Origin of the sequence: Vibrio rumoiensis, assembly GCF_002218045.2 — a bacterium.
In the GTDB taxonomy this organism is placed as follows: domain Bacteria; phylum Pseudomonadota; class Gammaproteobacteria; order Enterobacterales; family Vibrionaceae; genus Vibrio; species Vibrio rumoiensis.
In genome coordinates, this window is the sequence record NZ_AP018686.1 from 648721 (window position 1) to 669975 (window position 21255).

The following is a 21255-nucleotide window of genomic DNA, read 5'->3' on the forward strand; positions in this document are numbered from 1 at the left end:
GTTCAAATATCAACCAAATAAAAGCTTAGTCTAAACAGGCCATTGTCATCCTGATTTTTTATTGTCTTCATCCATTGCGACTTTAGCTAGGTCTGCGCCTTTATTTGGACTCGCTTGATTATTTTTACTCGCTTCACTGCTATTCACTTTGGGTTGGTCGTTTTCTTCCGCTGCGTAAGCGACTTGCTCTGCTTGCGCTAACTCAGTATTTCCAGTGAGACATTCACTCGCATCTTCATTCTCATCAAACACTTCCTCGACACGCTTATGCCAACTACGCAAAGTGTCTGCCACATCCTTAGGCAGGCTTTTTACTTTGGTGTAATCCATGTTGTAACTATCAAGTGGATCGATGCCAGAAAACTCATCAGAATGAAATAACGCGCGAAGTTGTTGTTGCTTTTCTTGCTTGGAAAATCCTTCACTAAATACATGCGCAATCGTCGTAAGTGGTAAATCTTGATTGGTTTCCCCCTCACTTTCATCACGGTGCGAGGTGTGATCATTTGGCTGTTGATGACTAGGCAAACTCGAATCTGTTTTAGAATCGGCCAATGTTTCCTCATTCAGAGTCACAGTCATCGAATCTAAGGCGTCAGCATCAAACTGTGCGGTGATCGGCACGTCGACTTCTTGGTTTTCTTCCAAGCTTTTGTTCTTTTTCGTTAACCAACGCTGAAAACGATTAGTTGCCATTTGACCGCCCTGCGCCTTGACGCTTTTTCTTGCGCACTTCAAGCAGTTCACCGTGTCGACCAATAAAGGCTTCCATCCATGCTTGAATCGCCAGTGGCATATCGATTGCCAGTACCAAATAATCCGTATCCATATAGCAAGCGATGGCAGCTTGAGACGCCGTTAAGTGTGAGATTTTAGGGGCTGAATTGGTATCCAAGAACTCTAAAGCAAGAAATAACTTCGGTTGTTTTGAGCTAAGATTAAAGCGGTAATCGGTGCGCTCATCTTTATACAGTTCAAGTAATTGTAAGTACGGGTTCGGCTCCGTGACATCTGGGGTTAAATTGATGCCTTGCCATTGCCAAGATTCAGTTTCCCAGCGACCTACAAGTTTAATCTGTTTTTCCAATAGGCAAAGAACCGGCCAACTATGGGGTGTTTTTTTCATCAAAATTGAAATCCTTTTTCTAGGTGTTCGGATTTTGTTCTACGATAATGTAACAATATTTGACATAAATCATTAAACCTACTGATAATAAGGTAATTCACCTATTAAGGGGTAGTCGCTCCTTAAATTAGTTGGTTTATTATTGATTTTAAGCGTATTTTTTGGCTATCAGAACCAACACCTATTCAAGTAAGAAAAATAGGAAAACCTCAAGGAGCTTTCGTGTCCGACTATCCAAGCATCATTAAAAGCGGTTCCACACCTGTTCAAACTGAAATTGTAGAAGTTTATGACGAATATGGTGAAAAACTCACTAAGGAAATCGCTTGTGAGCGTCCTCTTACGGTATTACTTAACTGGAAAGAAATCGTCACGCTGATGACTTTAGGTTCAAGGCCGGAATCTCTGGTATTAGGCTATTTGAAGAACCAAGGTTTTTTAAAAGATCCCAAAGCGATTGAGTCCGTCATCATCGATTGGGAAACGCAAAGTGCGGCAATCATCACCAAAGAAAGTACTGACCATCTTGATAAAGCATTAGAGAAAAAGACCGTCACATCAGGCTGTGGTCAAGGCACTATGTATGGCAACGTCATGGCGCAACTGGAAAACTACCAAGTTCCACAAGTTCCATTAAAACAATCCGATATCTACGCGACACTTGAAGCTCTCACTCATTTTAATGAAACCTACAAAAAAGCCGGCGCCGTTCATGGTTGCGCGGTATGTCGTGGTAGCGAAATACTATCCTTTGTAGAAGATGTCGGTCGCCATAATGCAGTGGATACTTTGGCTGGTGAAATGTGGCTAAAACAAGAAAGTGGTGACGATAAAATCTTCTACACAACCGGTCGTTTAACCTCTGAAATGGTCATCAAAGTGGCTCAAATGGGCATACCAACGTTATTGTCTCGCTCGGGTGTGACTCAAATGGGGCTCGATCTTGCCAAGCAATTTGGCATCACCACCATTGCACGCGCTAAAGGATTACGTTTCCAAGTATTCTCTGGTGCACATAAAGTTGAATTTGATGTCAAAGGGAATCAGTCGGCGTAATTAAACCGCTCGTTTTCTTTTTTGTTCAAACAAACGGCCTTTTATTGGGCAATAATTAACTATCAACCATAAGATGGAATTTCTATGAAAATGCGCTTTTGGGCAACCGCCCTTCTTTGCTTAGCGACTTTAGCACCAACGGCTAATGCTCAAGATGCAAAAACCATTCGCCTTGCCACCACTACCAGTACTTACCACTCAGGTCTTTTAGATTACCTACTGCCTAAATTTAAAAATGAAACCGGCTACACCATTGATGTGATCGCTGTTGGTACAGGTAAAGCTTTAAAAATGGGTGAAAATGGTGACGTTGATTTAGTGATGACTCACGCCCCTGGCGCAGAAGCGGAATTCATTAACAAAGGTTTTGGCGTTGAAGCCCATCACTTAATGTATAACGATTTTGTGATTGTTGGCCCGAAAAACGATCCTGCTGGCATTAAAGATGAAAAATCCGCCGCCAAAGCGTTAAAAACACTAGCAGATAAAAACATCACTTTTGTCTCTCGTGGTGATGATTCGGGTACCGACAAAAAAGAAAAAGCGATTTGGAAACAAGATAACATTCAACCTAGCTTCTCTGCTTACCGCTCTGTAGGTCAAGGCATGGGACCAACGCTGAACATGGCATCCGAACTTCAGGGTTATACATTAACGGACCGTGGCACTTGGATTGCTTACCAAAGTAAACTCGATTTAGAAATCATGGTACAAGGTGATAAAGCACTATTTAACCCATACCAAGTGATCTTGGTGAACCCTGAACGCTATAAAGGTTTAAATACGAAAGGTGCCCGTGATTTTAGTAACTGGTTAATCTCCAAACACGGCCAACAACTGATCAATGATTACCAATTACAAGGCCAGAAATTATTTACCGCCAGTTACGATGGCAAATAAACTCAACCGGTAAATAAAAAAGAGAGAAAAGAATGCAGCTTTGGCAAACGACACTCGATGCGCTTCATTTATTAGTCAATTTTGATGCTGATTTATGGAAAGTGGTATCTGTGTCTTTTTCGGTCTCGTTTACTGCCATTTTAATGGTATTGGCGCCGGCGTTATTGTGCGCGTTTATCTTGGCTTACTGCGAGTTTCCCGGACGCTGGATGTTGCTTTCTTTTGTTCACACATTACAAGCCGTTCCTACGGTCGTGATCGGCTTACTTCTGTATATGACATTATCTCGCGCAGGTCCATTGGGTGACTGGCAAATGCTATTCACTCAAAAAGCGATGATCTTAGGACAAATGCTGATTAGCTTCCCTATCCTCGTCTCATTGATGTATGGTGCGTTTCAAAACAGCGATAAGCGTTCAATTGAAACCTCTTACACACTAGGAGTTAGTCGTATACGTATTTTAATGACCTTGCTATGGGAAACCCGTTTTCCTTTATTTGCTGCGGTAGTGGCTGGTTTTTCAAGGATCATTACGGAAGTTGGCTGCTCAATGATGGTAGGTGGGAATATTTTAAATTCCACTCGTAATATCCCAACAGCCATCGCACTAGAAAGTCAAAAAGGCGCATTTGCTCAAGGAGTGGCATTAGGCATGGTATTGCTGCTGCTCGCCTTATTATTGAATTTTGTTTTAACCTCTGCCAAAGGTCAGGGACATTTACGAGTTTAGTTACCAAACGATTAAATCCGTCGGTCTTGTTTTGTACATTTCACTAAAAATTGGATAAGCCATGCTCCCATTACAAGCGTCTAATTTATCTATGCAATTCAAGGATAAGGTTCTATTCCATATCCCAAGGCTGCAACTTGCACCGAATGAAGCCGTTTACCTACGAGGTGATAATGGCGTGGGTAAAACGACGTTATTAAAAATTCTATCCGGTTTAATGGCCCCCACTTCTGGCACTTTAAGTCATTATCAATCTTGGTTGTCTCGTTGGGTGAATCCCAATAAATACGGCATTGTTTATTTACATCAATCTCCTTATTTATTTGATGATACCGTATATAAAAATGTTCAATACGCCATCAAGTTTTCAAAAATGTCGAGGCAAGAAAAGCGAGCTCAAGTCATTACGGCCTTAAGAAAAGTAGGACTTGAAACCCTTGCCGATGAACATGTGTCCGTACTATCTGGTGGAGAAAAACAACGCATTGCGATGGCTCGAGCTTGGATCATCAAACCTGCAGTTTTATTAATGGATGAACCCAGCTCTAGCCTTGATATTGAATCTATTTCACGTCTAACCTTGTTAGCTAAAGAACTACTAGAAATAGGGTCAAGTTTAGTTATTACTAGCCATCAGCAAAATGAGTTAACTCAATTATGCTCAAAGCAATGGTGGATAAAAAATCACACTTTGGTTGAATCGCCATTATTACAAGTTATTCAAGAATCAACCGAACCTGAGTCGCTACAACAAACAACGGTGCTATAAAGAAATGATGCTAAAACCACAACAAATCGATTGGGTGATCCTCGCCGGTGGACAAGGCTCTCGTATGGGAGGCATGGATAAAGGTTTAGTCGAACTTAATGATAAACCGCTGATAGAGTATGTGATTGAAGCGCTGCAATCTCAAACTGCGAGTATCACGATCAACGCCAACCGTAGTCATGATATTTATCAGCAGTACGCTCCAGTTATAGCAGACAGCTTCACTGAATTCCCCGGTCCACTAGGTGGTATTCATGCTGGGCTTAGTCACCCTGGAAACAATGAATGGGTCGGTTTTGTTCCTTGCGATAGCCCCAATATCCCCAACAATCTTGCGCAACTATTTTGTGATGCGTGGCATCAAGAGGCTGATATTTTAGTGGCTCACGATGGCGAGTATTATCAACCCGTTTTCACTCTATTTCATCGTCGAGTGCTTGAAAAACTGCATGATTTTTTAGAGCGTGGCGAACGTAAGATCATTTTATTTTATGATGAGTGCAACACGGTCAAGGTTGATTTTTCGAATGCAAAAGACACATTCATCAACTTAAATACGCCAGAACAGCTCAAGATGTTTTCTCAACGCTAAATCAAATATAACGAGAAGGTTTTTCTATGACTTCATTTCCGATCCCTGTACTTGGCTTTGCGGCATACAGCGGCACAGGCAAAACCACCTTACTTGAAGCCTTATTGCCTAAGCTCACCGCTAAAGGTTTACGAATTGGGGTTTTCAAACACGCGCATCATGATTTCGATATCGATCAACCAGGCAAAGATAGTCATAGATTAAGAAAAGCGGGCGCAACACAGATGTTGATTGCTTCGCGAAATCGCCACGCCTTAATGACAGAGACTCCGGAAAAAGAAGCCAATTTTTTCAAATTACTTGAACAGTTTGACCTCGATAATCTCGACTTTATTTTAGTGGAAGGCTGTAAAAATCTATCTTTTCCTAAAATAGAACTACACCGGGAAGTGATAGGTAAACCTTGGCTACATCCTCATGATGACAATATTTTTGCTGTCGCTTCAGATAGCGACATTATCGAATCTGAACTTCAACATGTGGATATCAATGATCTTGATGCTATTTGTGAATTAATAGAAAACTTTATACAAGGTACAAGTACAACTAAGCCGGCTACCACTACCTCTTGCGACAGTTTGTCACCCGCCTTTTTATCGGTTGAACAAGGTTTAGATAAGATCTTAAGCACGCTAACGCCCCCCAAATCGACGGAGCAACAGTCTCTATTCAATGCTCGTTTAAAAGTGATTGGGCAAGATATTATTTCACCTATCAATGTGCCAGCTTATTGCAACTCGGCGATGGATGGTTACGCACTGCGTGGTCAGGATATTCTAGATGGCTTATCCTCTTTTGAAGTCGTCACTGAAATCTTAGCGGGTAACGGTTATTCTGCTGAGATTGCAACCGGTCAAGCGGCTAAAATCATGACAGGTGCTCCTATGCCGCAAGGTGCTGACACGGTGATCATGCGTGAACAAAGCCAACAAAATGGCCAATCGGTCAGCTTCTCAGTCAATACAAAAGAATTTAAAGTGGGCCAAAATATGCGGCAAGCCGGTGAGGATCTTGCTCAAAATAGTGTTGTCTTTAACCAAGGCACCCGTATCACTTCACCAGAACTCGGCATGTTGGCTTCATTGGGTATTAGCCGTGTCCACACCTACCCTCAGCGAAAAGTCGCCGTGTTTTCTACCGGTGATGAAGTGCAAGCTCCTGGCGAGACATTAAACGATCATTGTATCTATGATTCGAATCGCTTTACTGTGATGGCGCAACTTGAACGATTAGGTTGTGAAGTGGTTGATTTAGGCATCATTGAAGATAACAAGGCTGCGCTAGAATCCACTTTACTCGAAGCATCCACACAAGCCGATGCCATTATTTCATCTGGTGGTGTTTCGGTTGGTGACGCGGACTTTATCAAAACCGTTCTCGATAAAATCGGACAAATTAACTTCTGGCGAATTAACATGCGCCCAGGCCGCCCTTTAGCTTTCGGTCATATTAACGAGACGCCATTTTTTGGCTTACCCGGTAATCCGGTTGCCGTGATGGTCGCTTTCCTCGCCTTTGTCGAACCGGCCTTGCGCCTGATGCAAGGTGAGAAAAATTGGCAGCCGAATAAACTGAAAGCAGAAACCGAAAGTAAAGTGTTTTCTCGCTTGGGCAGAACGGAGTTTACCCGTGGTATCTATCACTTAGATGAGTTTGGGCAATTAAAAGTACGCACGACGGGCAAACAAGGTTCCGGTATTTTACGTTCAATGAGTGAAGCCAATTGCCTGATTGAAATTCCACCTCATGTTGAAATGGCAAAAGAAGGTGAAATGGTGACGATTTTACCGCTAGAAGGTCGCTTATAACGGCGCTAAAAATCTTGACGGGATACTTTAAGCACCTAAGTTTTGACTGTGGTATAACCAAAGTTGTTGGCGTTGCAGAGTGGCGACAAGTAAATAAAGCCCCATGAGCATAGCTCGCCTATAAGTTTTTTCAATGAATAGATGAGGGCGAATGAACGCCGCCAGCAAAGCCGCCGCTTCAAATATCAAGGCATACATGTCTAAAAAATCGACACTCAGAGCATAAAGTCAGCAAACAGTCGCAAAGTATTGATTTTCTGCTTGCAACAGGCACACGGCATCGTTAATATCTTTCCCGTTCAAAGCCGATTCAAATTTGGTTTGTTAAGAACATTTTGAAATGTGCGCCCGTAGCTCAGTTGGTTAGAGTACTACCTTGACATGGTAGGGGTCGGTGATTCGAGTTCACTCGGGCGCACCATCTCAAAATATTTTTATTTTAATAATTATGCGCCCGTAGCTCAGTTGGTTAGAGTACTACCTTGACATGGTAGGGGTCGGTGATTCGAGTTCACTCGGGCGCACCATATAAGACTGCCCACTTCAAACGAAGTGGGCTTTTTTATTCCTGTCATTTTTGACACTCATATATGTGTACGAATAATCTCATCACTGACCCACTGTAAAAGTTGTTTAATTGCCTTTGATAAAATCTGATTTTGTCGCACCACATAACCTAAACGGGTACTAGGGAATTCTGGTAGCGGCGTAATCGTCGAGGTTAGATTACGTTTCGTCGAAACCGCAAACTCCGGCACGATAGCCACCCCAAATCCGGCTTCTGCCCAATCGATCTGAGCATCAACGCTGCCAACTTCCATGATTCGATAATTAGAAAGTTGTAATGATGGCAACGCTTCATCAATCAGATCTCGAGTACGAGTATCGTGCCCTAAAAGGATTAAAGTGGGTTCACTCCCCTTCACGACTTCTGATTTATTGTCATACTGTTGCTCCGCATCTTGTTGCCACTGTTCGAGATTATTCCCTAATGCGCACCATTTAATTTGCTGCAATTCTGTAAAATGTAAAGGCTGACTTTGCTTTTGGGCGATAACAAACCCTAAATCGGCTTCAGCGTTTTTAACCAGCTCTGAAGCCTGAGATGACGTGGTATTCAACAAAGTGAAATCGATGCCTGGATATTCAGCTTTAAATAATTGAAATGGCCCGATAAGCAATAAACGAGAAATGATATCACTGGCGGCTATCGTCAATGTACCGCGGTTTAAATCATTAAAAGCATTGAGATCCGCTTGGCAAATTTGCAGTTCAAGCAAAGTACGTTGACTACTTTCGAGTAAACGCTGCCCGGCTTGTGTTAAATGAAATGGATTTCGATCAATGAGCTTCACGCAGGTGGCTTGTTCCAATTGCTTTAAATGCAAACTGACATTAGGTTGAGTCATATGCAGTGCCATTGCAGCACGACCAAAGTGCTTGTATTCCGCTAAAGTAACAAAGGTTTTTAACCAATTGATGTCCAACATAATCTCACCCAAGCTTTAAAATTCCAACTTATCTTATATGAGTTTCTTATCAAGACAATAATTATAATTAATTTCTCATATTCAATCGACAGGCATAGCATGATGCCTTAACCAATTAGGAGAATAAAATTATGCCGTCTATCGTTGTTGTGGGTGCAAACTGGGGTGATGAAGGTAAAGGCCGAATCGTTGATTTTTTAGCGGGTGAAGCTGCTGCCAGTATTCGTTTTCAAGGTGGTAACAATGCCGGCCATACTGTTGTAAACGATCACGGCACGTTTAAGTTACACCAACTACCAAGTGGTATTTTTAATCCTAATTGTATTGCAGTATTAGGCCCTGGCATGGTGATAAGCCCTGCAGCACTAAGCGAAGAAATTGCGGAAGTTCAAGCTGCAGGTGTTGACGTTAAACTTTGTATTTCTGACCGCGCGACCCTATGTCTACCCTTACACGCATTAGAAGACACTTTAGAAGAACAACGCCTAGGTGATGCGGCTTATGGCTCTACTCGTCAAGGCATCGCGCCAGCCTATGGAGACCGCGTAATGAAAAAAGGCATTTTAGTAGGATGGTTAAACCAACCTGAAGTTTTGCAAGAGCGTATTCAATTCATGTTGGATTGGAAAATGCCACAACTTAAGGCGCTTTATCCAACTTGTGATTTTTCTCAAACTGCCAGCGAAATGACCGAATGGTTGCTTGAAGTCACCGCAGCATGGCGCCCATTTATTTGCAACGTCACCGAGCCACTTAAAGCGTTGCAAGCTAAAGATGCCAACCTACTGTTTGAGGCCCAACTTGGTGCCGGTCGCGATTTAGTTTATGGCGAATACCCATATACGACTTCATCAAATGTCACCGCAGCTTATGCAGGAATTGGTAGTGGCTTACCCGCGCTGCGTCCTGAACGAGTGATTGCCGTCGCAAAATCGTTTAGCTCTTCTGTTGGCACCGGCACTTTAGTGACCGCAATGGAAGAACAAGATAATTTCCGCGAAAGTGCTAATGAGTATGGCGCAGTAACCGGCCGCCCACGTGACATGGGTTACTTTGATGCGGTCGCAACACGCAACGGTATAGAACTGCAAGCCGCTACTGAAATTGCTCTCACTAAGATTGATTGTTTATCAGGAATGCAAGACCTTAAAATCTGCGTTGCCTACGATGGTGAACATACTGAGAACCCTATTTGGCCACAAACGGCAGCATTAAGTCCTGTTTATGAAAACATGCAAGGTTGGGATGAAGATATTACTGGTTGTCGTCACTTTGCTGATTTACCTCAAGCCGCACAGGATTATGTGACTCGTATCGAGCAATTAATGGGTGTGCGAGTGAGTATGGTATCGGTTGGTCCAGAGCGTGATCAAATGATTATCCGTTCATAATCGACAAGTTCATCCTTCAACGAATAACGCCGGCCTCTCACTTGAGAACTCGGCGTTTTTTTAGTTCATTAATTGTAAAAACGATAACCACTTTTTCCTGCATGTTTAATGTCATACATCGCTTTATCAGCCAGTTTGATCAATTCTTTAGGGTCATCATTATCATCTGGGTACATTGATATACCAATACTTGCTGTGACACTTAACTGGATCTCATTAAATTTAAGCGGTGTTTCGATGGCCTCTAACATTCTTTGGGCAACATTAGCGATAACCTGTTTATCCGACACGTGGTTAAGCACAATTAAAAATTCATCACCGCCCATGCGAGCAATGGTATCTTCATCACGTACACAACGTCTTAAACTTTGTGCCACCGACTTCAATAATTCATCGCCGGCATTATGACCAAAGGAATCATTCACCGCTTTAAAACCATCAAGATCGAGAAATAACACCGCCACTTTACGATTATGTGCTTTTGCTGAAGCAATGGAATCGGTTAAACGCTGCATAAACAAGGTTCGTGTAGGTAACCCCGTTAATATGTCATGGTATGCCATATGATGAATTTTCTGCTTCGCCGCTTTTAAATCGGTAATATCTTCCTTTATCTTTACATAGTGTGTAATTTTCCCATTGGCTTGAACCATTGGTGCTATTGAAGCTAACTCCCAAAACAGTTCGCCATTTTTCTTTAAGCTCTTCAATTCGCCACGCCACACGTACCCATCTTCTAAACGTTGCAATATAACGGGCATCTCTTCTGCCATGACTTCTTTAGGATGAAGAATATCGATATTGGCACCAAACAACTCTTCCTTTGAATAACCCGTTTTCTTAATCAACTCTGGATTCGCATATTCAATCGTCCAATCACGATTCACGATCATAATAGAAGAGGCTGAATGTTCCATTGCCAATAAGTAAGAACGAAATTTCGATTCAAGAATTGAGTATGTTTGTAGAACCAAAGTGATCGCAAGGCCACTAATGATAAAAATGCTGCTTAAATACAAAATAGTTTCAGCTACACCACCATCCAGTGGTGCTTTTCCATTTGGATATAGTATCTCCATAATTCCACGCATCACATGAAAAAAGGCAAATAAACCAAAAATGATGGCAACAGGGTGACTGGATTTTTTACGTACTCGATTATTATCAGTGACCAGCGTAAAAACAATTGCAATACACACAGTGGCGACAAGGAAAGAGTACAGCACCGTTCTAATCGTTAAGCTTGGGTAGATGTAATAAAAATAATAAAATAAAAATGCCGTTAAAAACGTAATAACAAAATCATAAAAAATAAAAGGCTTTCGCTCCGTAAAAATACGAAGCCCATGGAAAATAAGCTGCATCCCTAACACAATGGCGGTGTTCACAACGACGATCGAAATGAACATTGGAATGTAACCTCGGGCAACGGTAAACACACTGCCTGCCCCAATCAGCGTGATCCCTAACGCCCAGTGGCCCACTCCTGTAGACTTTGGTCTGATTCTCCATAAAAAAGCTAAAACAATAGAAGCACCTATCGTGATAAGGCTGACAGCAACCAACAGTGTTCTATTATCCAATACGATCATAATAACCCATTATAAAAAATGAAGACGCGACAAATATTTGCCGCGCATTCTACTTGCTTTTAACCATTTCAAAAACAGATTAATTATTTACATTCCCTTTACAAAGGAGCTGGTTATAAAAATGTACAGATAAATATATTAATTATTAATAACTTACCTTATTTAACTCATTCAAATGTATATTTGTCTATACATAAATCATTCAATTAAATGACAAAATCAATAATATCCCAGTGAATTCATGCAGTAATTATTGATAATAGAAGGACAAGCGCGATCTAAATAAGAAAATAGTACCCACTGCTGATAAATGTGTTAGAGAAAGGCATTCATGCTGAAATAAAAATCAATATAAGAATGACTTTTTAATATAATGAGCTTTTGCAGAAGATTAAAGAGCTAACATATTTACCTTTTAGACACAAACCACCTCAAACTTGTGATCTTTATCACGCAAAGAGATCATTTTTTGTAACAAATGAAACGAGTTCTTAGTGAACTCTGCTAATCTCCGCTTCACTTTGAAATGTTGTACAAAGTATTCATATGGAGATCAGTTCATGACGAACGACAACAAAAACAAACGCTCACTTACGAGCAAAATTTTATTCGGCATGTTTGCCGGTATTCTATGTGGATTTTTAATTCGCAATTTCTTCTCTGGTAATGAATTCATCGACGGTTATATCGTTAATGGTTTATTCGATGTTGGTGGCAAAATTTTCATTGCTAGCTTAAAAATGCTAGTTATCCCTCTTGTCTTTGTTTCGCTAGTTTGCGGAACAAGTTCATTAAAAGACATTACAACGTTAGGACGCTTGGGTGGTAAAACACTTGCTTTCTACATCACAACAACCGCAGTTGCGATTACTCTAGCATTAGTGATGGGGATTTTCTTCCAACCAGGTGCCGGTGCCGATTTAACATCAGCGACCTCATTTAGTACAGCTGAAGCCCCGTCACTAGGTCAAGTTATCGTTGGCATGTTCCCAAGTAACCCAATGGCAGCAATGTCACAAGGTAATACCTTACAAGTTATCGTATTTGCCGTGTTATTTGGTATTGCGATTAGCCTTGCGGGTGAAGCTGGACAACGTGTTGCAAACTTCTTCAATGATGTGAATGAAGTGATCATGAAGCTTGTCACCATTTTAATGGAAGTGGCGCCTTACGGTATTTTCTTCTTAATGGCAAAACTATTTACTGGTCTCGGCTTAGATGCTATCGGTAACTTAGCAGCATATTTCCTTGTTTTGGTTTCCGCCCTGCTCATCCACGCATTTATCACTTACAGTGTTCTACTAAAAGTACTTTCGGGCTTAAACCCAATTGCTTTTTGGAAGAAGATGAAAGATGCAATTATGTTTGCATTTTCGACAGCATCTTCGAATGCAACCATTCCTGTTACGATGGAAACCGCGACTCATCGTTTAGGTGTGAGCAATAAGATCGCTTCTTTTACTGTTCCACTTGGTGCAACCATCAACATGGACGGTACCGCGATCATGCAAGGTGTTGCGACGGCATTTATTGCTCAAGCTTTCAATGTTGATTTGAGCCTTGGTGATTATGCGACAGTCATTCTTACAGCAACACTTGCTTCAGTAGGTACAGCTGGCGTTCCTGGTGTAGGCCTTATCATGCTGGCAATGGTACTTAACCAAGTTGGTCTACCCCTAGAAGGTATTGCACTGATAATGGGTGTTGACCGCTTACTGGATATGATCCGTACTGCGGTGAACATCACTGGTGATAGCGTTGTAACTTGTATTGTTGCTAAATCTGAAAATGAATTAAACATTGATACCTTTAATGACCCTAAAGCTGGTGAAATTGAGCTAGGTTTACGTTCTAAATCTTAACGCTTTCACTTAAGTCCAAAAGCCCTTAACTAGAGTTCATCGTTTGATACTGGTTAAGGGCTTTTTTACTAGGAATATTAAACAGTGAGCAGTACCTAAATTTTATTATTATTCTCGTGTTAACCTCATCTTTCTCTTCTTTTTTGTGACGCCAATCTATGAATCAAGAAACCAAAGCGACCCTTATTCTGATCTGTACCACTATCTTTGCAGGTCTCGGTTGGATATTTTCTAAGCAAGCGATTATGGGTCTCCCTCCTTTTGCTTTCATCGGAACTCGCTTTATTGCGGCCTCAATACTGTTATTCCCCTTTTGCTATAAACAACTCTTTAAATTAACGCGCACTCAAATAATAAATTCAGCCAGTGTTGGCATATTAATGTCATGCGCATTATTAACGTGGGTAACGGCAATCTCGGTAACCGATACGCTCGCCGAAGGGGCTTTTATTTCAAGTCTCGCCATGCTGTTTGCACCACTTGTGGGATGGGCTTTATTCAAACAAAAACCAATCCGTATGTTTTGGATTTCATTACCTTTTGCGATTCTGGGACTTGGTTTTTTGTCACTTTCTAATGGATATCATCATTCCCCAAGCCAGATTTGGTTTCTTATATCTGCATTTATGCTCGCTTTTCATTTTAACTTTAATGCGAAATATGCTCAGAGCGTTCCCAGCTTAGTACTGGCCTGTATCCAGCTCTTTGTGGTCGGTGTTATTGGAACGATAGCTTCACTGATATTGGAAGAGTGGCCAGAGCATGTTTCAGAAACCACCTGGATGTGGCTCGCCCTCAGTACCATTGTCGCCACTAGCTTACGTTATGTGATGCAAACCATGGGGCAAAAACTTACCACCTCAGGCAATGCAGCCATTATTATGATTTTGGAGCCCGTATGGGCGAGTTCATTAAGTGTGGTGTTTTATGGCGATGATATGCCAGCAGGAAAAGTAATTGGTTGTACTCTAATCCTATGGTCGCTCTTTGTTTACAGAGGTGGTGCTAAATTATTAGAAAGACGGCAACAGACGCTACCGCCTAAATCGAGTAAATAACTGCGACTGGTATATACCCAATTATTTTGGTTTGGTGGATGTAAGCAACAACGCTGCAGCATCAAGTGCGAAGAGTATAAAAATGATGAACGGGACCCGCGCCCTTACCTACATTAAGCTCATCGGCATGAGTTAGTGCTCTTGATAAATACTGCTTAGCATGTCCAACAGCTTCAGTGAGCTCAAAACCCTGCGCTAAATAAGACGCGATAGCAGAAGAAAGTGTGCACCCTGTTCCGTGAGTATTTTTGGTGACAATACGTTGGTGTGTATAGACCGCAGTTTGGTTTCTTTGAATAAGCCAATCTCGGCTTTCCTCACCTTTAAAGTGCCCACCTTTTAATAAAATATCTACGTTATGTAATTCTGAATGGGCTTTTAGCTTTTCAATAAACCCCTCAATTTCACGTTCTGACTTTGGTTCCGGCTCGCCAATTAATAAGCCCGCTTCGGGTAAATTTGGCGTTATGAGCCTTACTAATGGAATAAGCTTTTCTTTCAGCGTGTTAATGGCGGATAGTTGAATTAATGGGTCACCACTGGTGGCAACCATAACTGGATCTAACACCACATTCATTAAGTTATAGTGCGCTAACTTTTGGGCAATCACTTCAATCACACTACTATCATTAAGCATCCCTATTTTCACAGCTGCAATATTTATGTCTGAAAAGATGGCATCTAATTGCTGGCCAACAAATTCAGCAGAAACAGGGAAAATAGCATCGACACCTTGGGTATTTTGCGCAGTAAGAGCCGTAATCGCAGAACAAGCAAAACCACCAGTAGCAGAAATCGCTTTAATGTCGGCTTGAATGCCTGCGCCACCGCCAGAATCGGAGCCGGCAATGGTTAAAACATTAGGAATTTGAGGGGGAGATGTGTGGTATTGTTGGGACATAACATACTTCCTTATACGTGTGGAAGTAATATACATGCAGAGATAGAAGAGCGACCTACCACACGTTAATATTAGTTCCCTACGCCAGTGTTAATTGGATCAGGTTCAACGGGTCTCACAATTGTGATCTCAGCCTAATGGCTCCCCGACTAATGAAGCCTAATCTAAAGATTTGCCTCCATAATGTAAAGGCTAAATTAATTCACTTGTATTAAGCAATCATTAAGTTTCATTCGTTATTCTAGTGACTTCTATTTATTTGCCACTGTTAAGGAAACGCTATGGACATCACCTCTCCTTTTTTTCATTACTTAAAACAGCATCAATCAACTGCCATTCGCCACCTACATCTAACCGTGATGATGCTAGTACTCCTGGAAGTGTTACTCAGCAATATTATGCACGTGAATAAACAAGGAGAAATCGGTCAAAGCACGTTAGAGTATTTGGGAACATGGGCACATATCGTAGTCGGTATCAGTCTCGTGTTCTTTGGAAGCCTTTTTATTGTCGTCGCCTTTAAACAACGTGGATTTAAATATTACTTTCCATATCTTTGTAACCAGTGGCAACCGTTAAAATCTGACATTAAATTGCTCACTCAATTGACCTTGCCAGAATCAAAACCCTACGGTATTTCTTCTTGTATTCAAGGGTTGGGACTCGGTGCTTTATGTCTTGTTTATATAACCGGTATCAGTTGGTTTATCAGTTGGAACTTAAACCTCACTCTTGCGCCTAACCTATTACACTGGCATAAAACCTTAACAGGATTGGTTGAGGCTTACTTAGTTGGCCATGGTGTGATGGCAATCGTTCATATTTACAACCCGCTCAAACTAAAACGAGAAGTAATCAACTAACCCATTAACCAGAATAGGACGCATTGAATGGACACATGGCTGCTAGAACATCAAACCCTACTTCGAGCCAGTGTCTTTTTCATGGTCTTTGTTGTCATGGCCGGTTGGGAGCAGTTGGCCCCGAAAAAGCATCTCAGCCAGCCTAAATGGTATCGCTGGATAAACAATTTAAGTTTGGTGTTTTTTAATAGCTTTCTATTACCTTTCACTTTGCCATTTCTAGCGGTGGCAATGGCTTATCTTGTCGAAAGTCAGCAGCTCGGCCTTTTCTATTGGTTGAATACACCGACATGGTTCAACCTCATCCTCAGTCTTATCTTATTGGATATGATTATTTACTGGCAGCATCGACTATTCCATCGAATTCCCCTGCTTTGGCGTTTACATCGCGTTCATCACGCCGATCAAGATATCGATGTCACCACCGGTTCTCGTTTTCATTTCATTGAGATTTGGCTTTCAATGCTGATTAAACTCGTGACGATTGCTGTATTAGGGATTTCTCCTCTAGCTGTTTTTGTATTCGAAGTCATCCTCAACGCCAGTGCAATGTTTAACCATAGCAATATTTCACTGTCTCATCGTATTGATCAGCGTTTAAGGAAATGGATCGTCACGCCAGATATGCACCGAGTGCATCATTCGATTCACCGAAATGAAACTGACAGCAATTACGGGTTCTGTTTATCCATTTGGGATCGTTGGTTTGGTAGTTATATTGACCAACCGAAAGAAGGACATCAAAAGATGGTGATTGGGATTTCTTTGTTTCGAACGCCTCAAGAGCAATCGCTATGGCGGATGTTATTGCAGCCATTTAGAAAACAATAACGCAAGCCGAAGCCTGCGTTATGAATTCTTATATATTATTTGACCATCATGAAATCGATCTATTGGTAATGTTCATACATTTTATCTAACGAAATAGATAAACCATTCTCTGTCACTACCCGAACATGCTTATGGGTAATCTCGCGGATATTAGACACTCCACAAGAATGCGCCATAATGCCTAAACTGTAGTTGATGAAATGATTGTAATTCGCCACACGTTCAGTTTTATTCGTAACATCTAAACCTTGTTGACGCTTCACATCTTGTGTTGCGATGCCGGTTGGGCAGGTATCTTTGTTACACTGTAATGATTGAATGCAACCCAGTGCAAACATATAACCACGAGCACTGGTCACAAAATCGGCCCCCAGCGCAATCGCCCATGCTACTTTGGACGGTGTGATAAGTTTACCCGATGCAATCACTTTAATTCGATCGCGCAACCCATGATGCTGAAGGCGCGAAACCACATAAGGTAAGCTTTCTTTTAAAGTTAAACCGACGTAATCCATCAAAGGTTGCGGCGCGGCTCCAGTTCCGCCATCTGCGCTATCAATGGTAATAAAATCTGGGGCGCTTTCTTCACCGCGATGCTTAATCGCTTCTAACAATTGGTCAATCCACTCATAAGCACCGATCACCGCTTTAAAACCGACAGGCTTACCCGTCGTCTTTCGAACAAACTCAACCATATCTAATAAATCAGACACATTACGAATATCAATATGGCCATTTGGGCTAATCGAATCTTGCCCTTCTGGTATACCACGAATGTGAGCAATTTCTGCTGTCACTTTTTTACCGGGCAAAATACCACCTTTACCCGGCTTCGCACCTTGACTCATTTTAATTTCAAACATGCGAACTTGTTCATGAGATGCCGCTTGTTTCAGTTTTTCAGCACTTAAATGGCCAAGTTCGTTACGGACGCCATATTTAGCTGTGCCAATTTGCACCACTAAATCAGCTCCACTTTCTAAATGATAAGAAGTGAGCCCTCCTTCTCCTGTATTCATCCAACAACCTGCTTTCTTCGCTCCTTGAGATAACGCACGTACTGCAGGCTTAGAGATCGCGCCATAGCTCATGCCTGAGATATTGAATATGGATTTTGTGGTGTACGGCTTTTGGGCATAAGGGCCAATCGTTACTTCACCAGGTTCGGTAGCATCTTGATCTAAGGTGGGAAATGGGCAATTCATGAATAAAATGGTGCCCGCAGGATCAAGATTTCGTGTTGAACCAAAGGCTATGGTGTTATCGACATTTTTAGCCGCACGATAAACCCAAGAACGCTCAGCTCGGTTAAATGGCATTTCTTCACGATCCATCGCAAAGAAATACTGACGAAAAAACTCACCTTGTTTTTCAAAGAAATAACGTAAACGACCAATAACGGGATAATTATGGCGAATCGCATGCACATGCTGTTTTTTATCTACGATATACATATAAACCAGCGCAACCACAGATAACGCCAGTAAGACCATAAAAAGACCGGCAACCAGATCGACGATAAAAGAAACACTCTCAGCCATTGGTACTCCCTTAAATATTTTCAAAGTAAAAATATGGTGTGCAGCCGTTTTAACATGCTCAGATATTTATAATTGTGAACAAGCAGGAATAAACATCACAATTAATCATTGTTAATTGCAATTTAATCAAAAGAACTTAAGCCAGCGTAATAGAATGAACTCCAACACGAATGTGACACCAAGCCCAGCACAAAAGATAAAGAACGCTAATGGGTTATCTACCCCAGGAATACCGCCAACATTAATACCCAGCAGGCCAGTTAGAAAGCTCACGGGTAAGAAAATGGCGGCAATTACGGTAAACAAATAGGTGTTCCGGTTCATTTTCTCGGCTTGTTCTTGCTCTATATCCGCTTTGATCAATTGAATCTGTTCAATATAAAAATCAATCGATTCATTAATCCGAATCACGGTATCCAAGGCATTGCGCATTTTGAGTTCCACATCTTCCATTTCTGGATGGTCAATCTCTAAGAAATCATCGTGCGCATAACGTTGCGGCTTCATAAAACGGCGAAGTTTTAGTAAACGCTTATGAATGATATGCAGATCGCTGTTTTTACCATCGCCTTCTTCAATTTCAAATAGTTGCTCTTCAACCTCATTCAAAAAACCGGCAATGTTTTGGTTTAAACCTTCAATAATGGACAGTAATAAACGAGCGGTGCTTTTCGGGCCTTTCTGTTCACGTAATGCTTGGCGAATGCCAGTAATCGCTTTTGAGGAAATTTTACGCGTGGAGATCAGCGTCCCTTTATGCCAAAGAATTCGAACACTGAGCATGTCATCAGGCTTTGCGCCCTCATTTAAGTTAACGCCACGCATGATTAATAGAAAAGATTGATCTTCAAAGATCTCAAAACGAGGGCGAGTATCATCGGCAAGCAAACTATCCACTACACCGCTTTCAAAATCATTGTCTAGTAGCCATTCACGTAACGCGCCCGCCTCACGCTGACAGTGATACCAATGATTTTCTTTTAACATTTCTAACGGTTCTTGTGGCTCAACCAATTGGGCTGGTTGGGTTGAAAAATCCCACTGTTCAATCAAAAAGCTGTGTGACATATTACCTGCTCTCACTTTTTCTATTGTCTTCACTTATTTGATGTTATTAACGCAGAGGTTACATAAAGGTGCAAGAAATAGTTATGCTATGAAGCACTTACTCGTACAATGGTATCAAAATATCAATTTAGCATTGTTACCGCGCCATTAATGACAATACGCTTGCAAAGGAAGCCATCAAGCTATGAAAAAACTCATTATTCGAAAAATAAAAATAGGCATGCTGTTTGTGATCCCTTTGGTGATCGCCTGCTGGGTTGTCAACGCCGTCGTGACTTTCATGGATAAAACTGCCAGCTACTTTTTACCTGATAGCCTACACCAAACATTAAGCAATATATGGGGCTTTGGTTTAATTACCGCGATTATCTTAATGTTCATTATTGGCATTATCTTTGACGGGAGTTTACAGCAACGCTTTTACAGTTGGTTATCCGATAAAACCATTAACCGTATTCCGGGTTTTGGTATTATTCATAGCTCGACCAAGCAAATCATGGAAGCTTTGACCTCCGATGAATCGCCATTCAAAAAACCAGCTTTCGCCCGTTCATGGTCTGGCCCCAATTCAAAAGAAATCGTGTTTGATTTAGGCCCAACCTGGATGATCCCAAACCAAAGTGGCGAAATGTTTTTAGGGCCTGATGGTGAGTTTTATCCGGTTCCTGAAGAAGGCTATCGAGTCGTTTTTGTACCGCAAGCCATTAACTTATCCAATGGCTATGTCCGTTTCGAAAAAGAAGAAGATTTATTATACGTGCCCCATCTTGCGGTCGAACAATTAACCGCCACGCTGATTTCATGTGGCTTAACCTTGCCTAAAAAGCCAGATGATGCGTTAGGGAAAGTGTTAAAGAATGAGCAAGAAATGCAGCAAGCCTTAGAAGAATGGAAGAATAACCAAGCCTCAGAGCCCACTCGTCATAAAAAGCATTAATGCAAAATGAACAAATGAAAGCCCGCCTATTTTGTTATGGAAATAGGCGGGCTTTTTTATTTGATTATATTATGACGCCGCTATTGAAAAGCGGCTCGTTGCGATAGTTTGTCATACCAAGCTTGAATATGAGGGTAAGCCTCTAATGCTTTAATTTCTAATGCTTTCTCACAAACAACACCGACGAAAAGAAAACCGGTAATATCTGCCACACTCAGCTTAGTCCCCGCCACATAATCATTGCGGCTTAATTGCTTATCCAGTTTAGGTAAGAACTCTTCAACGCGGCGTTTTGATTCTTCCCCCCATGCTGGCACGCAACGTTCACGGTCACTATAAACGCCCGATAAATTGCGAAATGCCTGAAAACCAGCGTACAAACCATCAAACTCAACAATTCGTTGCCACATTTCCACTAACCCTTTTTCTTCAGGTGTGGTGCCAAACAAAGACGTATCATTATGTTTCTCGGCGAAAAAGCGACAAATCGCAATGGTTTCACTAATGCAGGTGCCATCATCTAGCTCAAGCATTGGCACTTTACCATTAACGCTTTTCTCTTGATATTCTGCGTTTAAGTTTGCCCCTTCACGGACATTGAGTTGCACACGGTCAACTTCGATACCTAATTCTTTTAAAAAGATCCCAACTCGACGTGAGCTTGGATTAGCAGCAAATTCATATATTTTCATCAGTGGTTCCCTTTTCTGAACATTCGCTTATCGACAAATCAATAATC

At 41.6% G+C, this 21255-nt stretch carries 20 protein-coding genes, 2 tRNA genes and 1 riboswitch; of the genes, 14 read left to right on the forward strand and 8 right to left on the reverse strand.

Features of this window, described 5'->3' with window-relative positions:
* Positions 1-45: 45 nt before the first annotated feature.
* Together VRUMOI_RS15380 and VRUMOI_RS15385 are read right to left on the reverse strand one after the other, a co-directional pair.
* Complete coding sequence (locus VRUMOI_RS15380; protein ID WP_089140311.1) at positions 46-696, reverse strand: DUF3306 domain-containing protein; 651 nt, start codon at positions 694-696, stop codon at positions 46-48.
* On the reverse strand, positions 686-1126 hold the full coding sequence (locus VRUMOI_RS15385; protein ID WP_089140312.1) for a DUF3305 domain-containing protein: 441 nt from the start codon (positions 1124-1126) through the stop codon (positions 686-688). Before VRUMOI_RS15385 ends, VRUMOI_RS15380 begins: the two co-directional genes overlap by 11 nt.
* A 222-nt stretch (positions 1127-1348) precedes the next feature.
* On the opposite strand from VRUMOI_RS15385, the gene VRUMOI_RS15390 reads away from it, so the two are divergent.
* From VRUMOI_RS15390 to VRUMOI_RS15425, 8 genes are all read left to right on the forward strand, one after another.
* Positions 1349-2182 (forward strand): formate dehydrogenase accessory sulfurtransferase FdhD, encoded by an 834-nt coding sequence (locus VRUMOI_RS15390; protein WP_089140313.1) that lies wholly within the window; start codon positions 1349-1351, stop codon positions 2180-2182.
* An 84-nt stretch (positions 2183-2266) separates the two neighbouring features.
* Positions 2267-3082 carry a substrate-binding domain-containing protein gene (locus tag VRUMOI_RS15395; protein WP_089140314.1) on the forward strand — a complete coding sequence of 272 codons (816 nt, stop codon included), beginning with the start codon at positions 2267-2269 and terminating at the stop codon, positions 3080-3082.
* 32 nt (positions 3083-3114) lie between these two features.
* Positions 3115-3813: an ABC transporter permease gene (locus tag VRUMOI_RS15400; protein WP_089140315.1), complete on the forward strand. Its 699-nt coding sequence runs from the start codon at positions 3115-3117 to the stop codon at positions 3811-3813.
* A 91-nt stretch (positions 3814-3904) separates the two neighbouring features.
* On the forward strand, positions 3905-4582 hold the full coding sequence (locus VRUMOI_RS15405) for an energy-coupling factor ABC transporter ATP-binding protein (protein WP_408646313.1): 678 nt from the start codon (positions 3905-3907) through the stop codon (positions 4580-4582).
* A 7-nt stretch (positions 4583-4589) separates the two neighbouring features.
* A complete protein-coding gene (gene mobA / locus VRUMOI_RS15410) occupies positions 4590-5174 on the forward strand; it encodes a molybdenum cofactor guanylyltransferase MobA (RefSeq protein ID WP_089140317.1) in 585 nt (194 codons plus the stop codon).
* Positions 5175-5200: 26 nt separating this feature from the next.
* Complete coding sequence (locus tag VRUMOI_RS15415; protein WP_089140318.1) at positions 5201-6982, forward strand: bifunctional molybdopterin-guanine dinucleotide biosynthesis adaptor protein MobB/molybdopterin molybdotransferase MoeA; 1782 nt, start codon at positions 5201-5203, stop codon at positions 6980-6982.
* A 344-nt stretch (positions 6983-7326) separates the two neighbouring features.
* Positions 7327-7403, forward strand: a tRNA-Val gene (locus VRUMOI_RS15420).
* Positions 7404-7432: 29 nt separating this feature from the next.
* Positions 7433-7509 (forward strand) — tRNA-Val (locus VRUMOI_RS15425).
* Positions 7510-7566: 57 nt separating this feature from the next.
* Here VRUMOI_RS15425 and VRUMOI_RS15430 read toward each other — a convergent pair.
* Entirely contained in the window at positions 7567-8472 is a 906-nt protein-coding gene (locus VRUMOI_RS15430) for a LysR family transcriptional regulator (RefSeq protein ID WP_089140319.1), read from the reverse strand.
* A 131-nt stretch (positions 8473-8603) separates the two neighbouring features.
* Here VRUMOI_RS15430 and VRUMOI_RS15435 point away from each other — a divergent pair, with 131 nt between their 5' ends.
* Positions 8604-9863, forward strand: a complete 1260-nt coding sequence (locus VRUMOI_RS15435) for an adenylosuccinate synthase (RefSeq protein ID WP_089140320.1) — start codon at positions 8604-8606, stop codon at positions 9861-9863.
* 68 nt (positions 9864-9931) lie between these two features.
* On the opposite strand, the gene VRUMOI_RS15440 is transcribed toward VRUMOI_RS15435, so the two are convergent.
* Complete coding sequence (locus VRUMOI_RS15440) at positions 9932-11455, reverse strand: sensor domain-containing diguanylate cyclase (RefSeq protein ID WP_089140321.1); 1524 nt, start codon at positions 11453-11455, stop codon at positions 9932-9934.
* A gap of 560 nt (positions 11456-12015) precedes the next feature.
* Here VRUMOI_RS15440 and VRUMOI_RS15445 point away from each other — a divergent pair.
* Positions 12016-13317: a dicarboxylate/amino acid:cation symporter gene (locus VRUMOI_RS15445; RefSeq protein ID WP_089140322.1), complete on the forward strand. Its 1302-nt coding sequence runs from the start codon at positions 12016-12018 to the stop codon at positions 13315-13317.
* A 158-nt stretch (positions 13318-13475) separates the two neighbouring features.
* Entirely contained in the window at positions 13476-14375 is a 900-nt protein-coding gene (locus VRUMOI_RS15450) for a DMT family transporter (RefSeq protein ID WP_089140323.1), read from the forward strand.
* 61 nt (positions 14376-14436) lie between these two features.
* Here the strand turns inward: VRUMOI_RS15450 and thiD are convergent, their stop codons facing one another.
* A complete protein-coding gene (gene thiD, locus VRUMOI_RS15455; protein WP_089140324.1) occupies positions 14437-15276 on the reverse strand; it encodes a bifunctional hydroxymethylpyrimidine kinase/phosphomethylpyrimidine kinase in 840 nt (279 codons plus the stop codon).
* Between the two features lie 59 nt (positions 15277-15335).
* Positions 15336-15434: riboswitch (TPP riboswitch) on the reverse strand.
* A 123-nt stretch (positions 15435-15557) separates the two neighbouring features.
* Here thiD and VRUMOI_RS15460 point away from each other — a divergent pair.
* The gene (locus tag VRUMOI_RS15460; RefSeq protein ID WP_089140325.1) at positions 15558-16139 is read left to right on the forward strand and encodes a cytochrome b/b6 domain-containing protein; all 582 of its coding nucleotides are present in this window, start codon (positions 15558-15560) and stop codon (positions 16137-16139) included.
* Between the two features lie 39 nt (positions 16140-16178).
* Complete coding sequence (locus VRUMOI_RS15465; protein WP_408646306.1) at positions 16179-16970, forward strand: sterol desaturase family protein; 792 nt, start codon at positions 16179-16181, stop codon at positions 16968-16970.
* A gap of 59 nt (positions 16971-17029) precedes the next feature.
* Here VRUMOI_RS15465 and VRUMOI_RS15470 read toward each other — a convergent pair whose 3' ends face one another.
* Positions 17030-18511 (reverse strand): FMN-binding glutamate synthase family protein, encoded by a 1482-nt coding sequence (locus tag VRUMOI_RS15470; protein WP_089140327.1) that lies wholly within the window; start codon positions 18509-18511, stop codon positions 17030-17032.
* Between the two features lie 126 nt (positions 18512-18637).
* Positions 18638-19579: a zinc transporter ZntB gene (locus VRUMOI_RS15475; RefSeq protein ID WP_089140328.1), complete on the reverse strand. Its 942-nt coding sequence runs from the start codon at positions 19577-19579 to the stop codon at positions 18638-18640.
* A gap of 184 nt (positions 19580-19763) precedes the next feature.
* Between VRUMOI_RS15475 and VRUMOI_RS15480 the strand changes: the two genes are divergently transcribed.
* Positions 19764-20516 carry a DUF502 domain-containing protein gene (locus VRUMOI_RS15480; protein WP_089140329.1) on the forward strand — a complete coding sequence of 251 codons (753 nt, stop codon included), beginning with the start codon at positions 19764-19766 and terminating at the stop codon, positions 20514-20516.
* Positions 20517-20596: 80 nt separating this feature from the next.
* Here VRUMOI_RS15480 and VRUMOI_RS15485 read toward each other — a convergent pair whose 3' ends face one another.
* Complete coding sequence (locus tag VRUMOI_RS15485) at positions 20597-21208, reverse strand: glutathione S-transferase family protein (protein WP_089140330.1); 612 nt, start codon at positions 21206-21208, stop codon at positions 20597-20599.
* Positions 21209-21255: the final 47 nt, after the last annotated feature.